1 protein-coding gene is annotated in these 2,660 nt (G+C 43.1%); it reads right to left on the bottom strand.

Annotated features, from left to right (window positions below; genetic code table 11):
• Window positions 1–2,645: HEAT repeat domain-containing protein (locus AAFP11_RS30180; RefSeq protein WP_341740309.1), on the bottom strand; the 2,645-nt coding region annotated here is incomplete at its 3' end.
• Between the last annotated feature and the right edge of the window lie 15 nt (window positions 2,646–2,660).

Genomic DNA, 2,660 nt, shown 5'->3' with positions numbered 1-2,660 from the left:
TGGACGGCTTCACTTCGCACAGCCGAATTCTCGTCAGATTGAGCCAGTTGTTTGAGCCAAGGTAAGGTTTCCGGGTCATCTTTCCACCCCCGTGCTAATTCTTGGACTGCTGCACTTCGCACAGCCCAATTATTGTCAGATTGAGCGCTTTGTTTGAGGATAGGTAAGGTTTCGGGGTCATCTTTCCACCCCCGTGCTAATTCTTGAACTGCTGCACTTCGCACAGCCCAATCATCGTCAGATTGAGCGCGTTGTTTGAGGAAAGGTAAAGTTTCGGGGTCATCTTTCCACCCCCGTGCTAATTCTTGAACTGCTGCACTTCGCACATCCGAATTATCGTCAGATTGAGCGCGTTGTTTGAGCCAAGGTAAGGTTTTCGGGTTATTTTTCCAAGCAAAGGCAATCGCACTTACTGCTGTAGTGCGAATTTCCTTAACTAGATTTGCCTCTTCTTCATAAGGTTCATAATAGTAATTTAAATCGTACTTCGTTAACTTTTTTAATTGTTTAAGTAATTGACTATCAACGGGAGCAATCACATTTCTATCCCTCACCTCATTCAAACACTTCGCCGCCAAAAACAGGTTAGTAAACTTTTGCGCTTCCCCATCTTGCTCAATCAAAAATTGAATCAATTTCCCTGTAAGCTTACCAGCAATCAATCCCGCAATCAAACACAAAACTTCCTGCCAAGATTCATCATCCCAGTGCGGGCCGAAAACTTTTGCTTTTAACTCATCCAGAGAGAGTTCTAAAGCCTGAACCCGATTCACCACTTGCGACGCACAGAAATATTCCAGAAAAGTCCGGTGTATAAATCCGTAATTATCCGCACCCAAATCACATAAAATAAAATTGCGGGTTCGCAGTTGATTAATTATCAACTTCGCCCGGTTTCTCGGTTGGTCAAAATCTTTATTCTTCAGATATGCTGTCAGAATATCTTCCAAGTCTTCGGCACTAATAATATTGCCAGCCAACCCTTCATGTGCCGCTTGCATTTCCCAAGCGACTCGCCGCAGCATTTCTTGCTTGTCTTTAGCATCAATCGTTTTGGGATCGAGCCTGCTATCCTCTACTAAAGACCTTTCCACATCCCATTGATACAGCAATATCCGCGAAGCTTGATTGTAAAGTTCTGCCCTGTCTCTCGGCAATTCTTGACTGCGATTCAAAATCGCCATAATCGTTAACAATAAGGGATTTCTGGCTAAATCTTGAATTGTTGATGAATACTCTAGGGCTTTTTTCATGCGCTGACTAATTCGCACTTTTTCCCTAGCATCATTAAAAGTCAACTCATGCCAGCGCTGCACAAAATCCTGAATTTGTGCGGGATTCAAGTCTTGGAGGATAAAGTGATGAAACTGGGCATCTTGCAACCGTTGAGGTTTGTAACCAATAATCCGAGAAGTGACAATCACCCGCACGCGCGGATACTCGTTAGTAAACCGATGAATCGCGGTAATTACATCTTCTCGTTTCCCGGAATCGAAAATTTCATCTAATCCGTCGAACATCACCACAGCCTCGCCGGTTTTAAGTTGTTCGTGCAATTGATGCTGATTCAAGTCACAAATAAAACCAGAATTTTTATGGCAAAATTCCAGGAAATTCTTGCAATGTCCTGATTCCACGTTGCGAATGTAAATCCGCAATTCTATTAGCAGCGGCAGCGGCAGAGATGTGACGCTATTTAAAGGCGATCGCGCCCAGGTTAATGCTAAATATTGTAACACAGTAGATTTGCCCGCACCCGGATCGCCTAAAATCACAATGTAGGGATAATTTGACTTGTCATTGATGACATCTAACACGGATACGATCGGCCCAGAAAAATAACCGTGTCGATATTTCTCTAAATTTTCAAGTGCGATCGCCTCTAGTCGATCGCTTTCTAACAACCGCCGTTGATGTTCCTTGGGAATTTCGTAAGCTTGGGGCAGAAATGACTCGTAAATTAAGCGCACATCTTGGAAAATAAAGATTTGCCAAACTTTCAGCTTTTCGCGATAATCGTAGGTATTGCTATCGACGCTGCTTAAATTCAGATTGCTGTAACGTTCGCACAAAGCCTCTTGATATTGCCTCAAATCAAAATCGGGGATTATCCCAGCAATTTCTTGAGTTTTTGTCTGAATGCTGTCCAGATTTTGAGCATTCAAGATATCCCGCAAGTCTGTTGAGTCCAAGAGAATTTCTTGAACTTCGGTGAGATACTGATTGGCGATGGTTTGCCACTTAAATTTGGCGGGTAAAGCAGCTAAATCTAGTTGAGTCCAGGTTTGTTCGAGAAGTTCTGCATCGAGGGATTCGCGATCGCTCTCAAAGGCCTTACCCAAAATTTCCTTAACTGACTTGTTGCCGATAAACTTTTTAACATCTTTAATATACAGCTTAATCTGGTCTTGGGAAAGTCCGCTGATTTTTAACTGCTGTTGCACTAACTCCAAAAACTTTTTGAGGGCTTTCCCCCCTGCGACTTGTCGCGGATCTTTTTCGCCAAATAAGACGTTTTTTAGGGAATCTTTAAAAAAATCTTTTACTAAATCCTTCGCGCCGTCTACTGCCAAATCTTCTAAGATGGGTTTGACGAGAATGCCGACTCCTTGCGTTACCCCCCAGACCACAAGCCAATCAATCATAAAGCTAGCCAGACA

The organism is Microcoleus sp. CAWBG640 (assembly GCF_020883015.1).
In the GTDB taxonomy this organism is placed as follows: Bacteria; Cyanobacteriota; Cyanobacteriia; order Cyanobacteriales; family Microcoleaceae; genus Microcoleus; species Microcoleus anatoxicus.
This window is presented reverse-complemented; position numbering and strand designations above follow the sequence as displayed.